This window comes from Streptococcus sp. (assembly GCF_032481935.1).
GTDB lineage: Bacteria > Bacillota > Bacilli > Lactobacillales > Streptococcaceae > Streptococcus.
Map to the genome: position 1 here is coordinate 1 of NZ_JAWERU010000076.1, position 5,741 is coordinate 5,741.

Sequence of the window (5,741 nt, forward strand, 5' to 3'; positions counted from 1 at the left end):
ACGTTTACGAGCTGCTTCTGATTTACGTTTACGTTTTACAGAAGGTTTTTCATAGAATTCACGTTTGCGTGTTTCTTGAAGAGTACCAGCTTTAGTAACTGCACGTTTGAAACGACGAAGAGCATCGTCAAGAGATTCATTCTTACGTACTACTGTTTTAGACATTTTTTTCACTCCCTTCAAGTTCAAGATCTATTCTATTTTACACGGAATAAAGAAAATTGTCAAGAAAAAAATGAAATTCCCCCAAATCATTCAATTTAAATTTTACAAAATTTACACCTTACACCTAACCTAGTTCCCCACTTATAAAATTCATTCCAGACGGCCAAATAATTCATTTATTTCACACTCAATGGAATCTAGATATTCCCCATAATCTGACAGTAAATCAGAAATGATATACAGATCCTGACTATCAAAATGCCAGACAAGATGTTTAAGTATCTGCTCTTGAATAAAATGTAAATCCTTTAGTTGAGCTAAACTGATAGCTTCTATCTTTGCTAAATACTGACAAAAAGCAGAAAGTGCAGAACAATCAAATTTGTCTTCTTCATATCAATACCTATAACATTTCTTTTTCAAGAATTGATAATTCTCAAAAAATGAAGATTATATATTCTTCTTTTCAAGGGAAAATCTATCATACACCCTACTATCAGAACTATTGTACCACTTTCAGAAAAACTGTATTCATTTTTGAACATATCCAGACCAAAAAACCACCCAATCCATAGGATCGAATGGTCTTTAATGATAAAAATTTTATTTCTTTAACAAGCTGAGTGCTGCTGCATCTGCGATAATGGTCACATCTGGATGGTTTTGTAGGCTACTTGCCGGTAGACTTTCTGTCACAGGGCCTTCAACAGTTCCAGCGATAGCTTCTGCTTTTGATTCCCCATAAGCAAATAGAAGGATAGACTTAGCATCCAAAATGTTTTTAATCCCCATTGAAATAGCTTGAGTTGGAACATCTTCAATCTTCTCAAAGAAACGTGCGTTAGCTTCGATAGTAGACTGGTCAAGTTCTACAAGATGAGTTTGACTGTCAAATGGTGTGCCTGGTTCATTAAAGCCAATATGACCATTGCGACCAATTCCTAAGATTTGTAGGTCAACTGGATGGTCAGCAAGAATTTGGTTGTAGCGTTCTACTTCTGCTTCTGCATTATCCTTGACACCACGTGGCAAGAAGCTTTCTTTAAATGGTTTCTTATTGAAAAGATTTTCTTGCATGAAGTAACGATATGATTGAGGATTGTCCCCATCAAGACCTACGTACTCATCCAAGTTCACACTTGTAAGATTTGAAAAATCAAGATCGCTCTCAACGATTTGTTGGTAAAACTCCAGAGGGCTACTTCCTGTTGCAAGTCCCAATGTTTGTGCACCGTTTTCCAATTTTTCTTTTAAGATATCAAAAGCAACTTTTCCACCTTCAATTGGATTTTCCACTTGAATAACTTTCATAATTTTGTCCTCCATATTCTTTATTTTATTATATGGTATAGACCAATTTTTGTCAAGTGAAAACGGTTTATTTTTGTTGAAAATATAAATATACTAAAGAAATCAATTGATAGGTCTACCTACTCTAAAAAAGAGAGGAGTTTGACGTCCTCTCTTAAATCATCTATCAGAAACACTTCCTGATTATATTTTGGAAAATGTTTCTTTTTCTTATATTATTTTTTACGTTTGGCAACCAAACTTAATCCAACTAAACCAAGTGCTACTCCTAAAACGATTAAGACTGTAGTTTTCTGTTCACCTGTTTTCGGTAACTCATTATCCTTTTTCTTTTCAGGCGTTGACGATGTTACTGGTGCTGGAGGTGTTACTGGGCTTGGAGGCGTTACTGGGCTTGGAGGCGTTACTGGACCTGGAGGCGTTACTGGACCTGGAGGCGTTACTGGACCTGGAGGTGTTACTGGACCTGGAGGCGTTACTGGACCTGGAGGCGTTACTGGAAGGCGTTACTGGACCTGGAGGTGTTACTGGACCTGGAGGCACTGGTGGTTGATAAGTGTTAATCAAGACTAGGTTCGTTTCGTTTTCTCGAACTGTTTTTGATACATATCCCTCAGGAACATTGACTTCACTAATTGTATAGCTAATCATTTTTCCTGCTATATATTTCGGAAGATTTGTAAAAGTATGAGTCCAATTATTATCTTCGTTTAAAATAACTTCTTGCCCTACTTTACTTCCATCAGCATGGAGTTGTACCTTAATGCTATTTGGGCGTTTTTCTGCTTTATTATCAGCATCCTCCCAAAGCTTGCTGATTTTTAATTCTGTCATTTCAGGAATATCAGGAATATTAGGGACATGTGTATTAGTGATAATATAGTTTTTCTGATCAATAACAGTCGTATATCCTGCAACTTTATCTTCTGCTACAGTATAAACAATTGTATTTCCTTCAGCATCATTTTTAGGTAGCTGCTCAAAGATAAAGTTCCAATTCTCTTCTGATTTTACTGATTTACTTGCTACTTCTTTACCATTAGCCAAGAGACGAACAGTTATAACATCGGGACGGATGCCAGCTTTATTATCAGCATCATCCCATATTTTCTTACCTTTTATACTTGTAGTTCCTCGGTAAATATTGGTAAATGTAGTTTCCTCTTCACCGTAAGACACTGTTCCCATTTTGATACCATCATCATCCGTTACTGTTACAGTAACCTTTAGTTCATGGCTATCATAATCGTAATTATCAGTGCTTTCAGGAAGAACTTCACGAATGATATAGTTGTAAACTCCTTCTTTTTTATACTTAATAGCATTGAAGGTTACACTTCCATCTTCAGCATTTTTTACAATTTGAAGAGGTTCACTAGGGTTTGCAGCATCATAAAGTGCAAAGTTAAACTGATCTTTTTCTAGTGTTTTCCCTTTTAAAGTTTTGTGAGCCTTTAAGATAACTGTTTCTGATTTTTCAGCGTTACCAAAACCTGATCCTGACTCTAGACGGACTTCACGTACCATACTACGTGTCTTAAAATTTGTGGCAGACCATGCCAAATTATTCGATACTAATGAACCTGCAGGAACTCCATCTGGTAATTTAGTAGAGTATTCAATATACATTGCCCAATGATAGTTATCTCCTAATGGAATCGTAAAGCCTGTGATTCCTCCTTGAGCATTTTTAGTGAATACTGCCTTGTTTGAAAAATTATCTGATGGCTCTAACGTGAGAATATGAGCCTCATTACGAATTTTTGTAGGTTGTGTATCATAACGAACAGCTCTAAATGATTCAGGAATTAAGGTTTGTCCATTACCAAAAGTATCCGTAATTGTCATTCCACGAATCATATCTTGATTGGCATTCAAGAGAATACGCCACTTAATAATACTTGGATCTGTATCATCTTGATAACCGTATTTCATCTCATAGTCGCCTGCTTCACCACTATCTTGTTTGTACTTGAAGCTATAAGTCTTATGACCAATGGTAACAGTAACTGGTTGACTCTCCTTAACGACTTCTCGATTAATCGTTAAATTAAACTGTAAAGAAAGCTCTTTATTCTCAGGTCTCTTAGAAAAATAATCTGTAAAAGTTACCGTAACTTTTCCTGTACTAGGATCTGTATGAGCAACACCAACCTTCGTACCCTTACTATTTGTAACTTCAAAGGTCAAATTTGTAATCAATCTGAGCTCTCTAGGAATATCTAAAATCAATTGATCATTCTCAGAGATATTCTGATTATCTGGAAAAGTTAATTGATAAGTTGCGATTAAACGTTCCCCAGCAATAACTTCCACATTATCACTCAATTCAAGGCCAGATCTCTCATGAATAATCTTAGTATCAAGATTATAACCCGTCACCGAATCCGCTTGAACTGTTTTTGATAATTTAACTATTGATAAGCCTATTAGCAAAAACATTAAAAAAAATGTTAAACATTTAGACAATTTATGCTTCATAATAACCTCCTTTACGATTAGAAAACATTTGATTATCCAATCAAATTATACCATACTTATTTAAAAAAATGTACAATTACTGACCATTTGTTTAATTAATTTTAAAGATTTATACTTATTCAAAGTTTTCGTTTTCTTAAATAAATTATAAAAACAAAAAGAGAGGTATTAACCTCTCTTCTTGCGATTACATACACTTATTTAATAAATGTATAACCAACTTTAGAATATCTTTGGTTTAGATACTCAAAGATAAATCTTGAATCATTCTAGAAAACTAGAAATATTAAGCTTCATCTTCTTTTTTGCGTTTCGCAACCAAACCTAGACCTACAAGACCAAGTGCAGCACCAAGTACAGCAATTCCAGATTTAGATTGTTCACCAGTGTTTGGCAACTCAGGACCTTTAGGTTTTTCTGGTGTTGGTGGTGTTACTGGTGTTGGTGGTGTTGGTGGTGTTGGCGGTGTTGGCGGTGTTGGCGGTGTTGGCGGTGTTGGTGGTGTTGGTGGTGTTGGTGGTGTTGGTGGTGTTGGTGGTGTTGGTGGTGTTGGTGGTGTTGGTGGTGTTACCTTGTTGTTAAACTCAGTATCTTCAGGCATTTGTGAAGTAAGAGTCAACACTTTACCATCCTTAGTTACAGTAACTCCAACAGTCGCTACCATCTTATCGTACTCAACTCCAGCCTCTGTACCCTTCACTTCTTCTACATGATAGATATAAGTACCTTCTTGACCACGTTTGAATTCAAGAGCTGAGAACTTGATCTTACCTTCAGCATCATTACTTACGGTTTCAATCACGTTACCATCTTTGTCTTTCAATACGAAGCTGAATTCACCAGCTTTCAACGCACGACCTTCCAATTTCTTCGTGAAGTTGAATTCAACTTTCACTGGAATATTAACAACACGTTTTTCAGTTGGTTTTTCTGGTTTTTCAACTGATTTCTTAGTTGGATCATATTGGTGAACAATTTGAGAAGCTGTATTTTCAATATCTACACCTTCTTTAGCAGTTCCCTTGATACGTGCTGGAATATCAAACTTGTAGTAACGTCCAAATGCTAATTTAGCAGTGTCGATTACTTGAGTATTTTCTGCATCTCCAAGTGACTTAGTCAAGTCAGCCTTAGATGTAGCAGTAATGACACCATCCACAATTGAGATATCAAACTTAGCTGTTACATCTTCACCAGTTACTGAATCATAAGCCTTAATTTCAGATACGTTAACATCCAAGTTTTCGCTATCATATTTATCTGTAATACCAACAGATTGAATATTGTGAGCTTCAGTGAATTTAGTTGTATCTAACCATACTTGGTAAACAACCTTATCACCCTTATGGAGTGTTTGAGTATTGATATTTTGCTTTTCATTATTATCAACTTTGTCCACGTATGGATCTTTGTTGGTATCAGCTACTTTATCAGTCAACTCTTTATCATCATCAAGGAGTTTATTTCCAGTGATATCGAATTTCTCTTCATTAAGAATATATTTCTCTGGATTGAACTCAGGAGTTTCTGGTGGAGTAACCTTGTTGTTGAACTCTTTGTCTGCTGGATCAGTTACGTTAGTGATGAGAGCTTTCGCTGTTCCGTCATGTTTAACTTCTACAGTTACTACTGCTTTCATCTCATCATAAGTAACAGTTCCATCAGTACCTTTCACTTCTTCAACAGTGTAGTTGTGAACGCCTGCTTGTTCTTTCTTGAATTCGATAGCTGAGAACTTAACGTTTCCAGATGCATCGTTCGTTACAGTTTCAACAACTTTACCT

General features: G+C 35.9%; 4 protein-coding genes and 1 pseudogene. All 5 read right to left on the reverse strand.

The features are described from left to right. On the reverse strand, window positions 1-165 hold a 165-nt coding region (rpsU, locus tag E7C97_RS09165), incomplete at its 3' end, for a 30S ribosomal protein S21 (RefSeq protein WP_125414809.1). 603 nt (window positions 166-768) lie between these two features. Beyond that, on the reverse strand, window positions 769-1,476 hold the full coding sequence (locus tag E7C97_RS09170) for a glucosamine-6-phosphate deaminase (RefSeq protein ID WP_049526994.1): 708 nt from the start codon (window positions 1,474-1,476) through the stop codon (window positions 769-771). A 215-nt stretch (window positions 1,477-1,691) separates the two neighbouring features. Next, window positions 1,692-1,781, reverse strand: a pseudogene (locus E7C97_RS09655) (LPXTG cell wall anchor domain-containing protein); the annotation flags it as partial. Window positions 1,782-1,809: 28 nt separating this feature from the next. Next, window positions 1,810-3,957 carry a Cna B-type domain-containing protein gene (locus E7C97_RS09175; RefSeq protein ID WP_316109018.1) on the reverse strand — a complete coding sequence of 716 codons (2,148 nt, stop codon included), beginning with the start codon at window positions 3,955-3,957 and terminating at the stop codon, window positions 1,810-1,812. A gap of 286 nt (window positions 3,958-4,243) precedes the next feature. Then, window positions 4,244-5,741 (reverse strand): Spy0128 family protein (locus tag E7C97_RS09180; protein WP_316109020.1); only part of this gene is annotated, 1,498 nt, incomplete at its 5' end.

Coding starts and splice junctions, on each gene's coding strand:
- E7C97_RS09170 (WP_049526994.1), bottom strand. CDS start 1,476: ATGAAAGTTATTCAAGTGGAAAATCCAATTGAAGGTGGAAAAGTTGCT.
- E7C97_RS09175 (WP_316109018.1), bottom strand. CDS start 3,957: ATGAAGCATAAATTGTCTAAATGTTTAACATTTTTTTTAATGTTTTTG.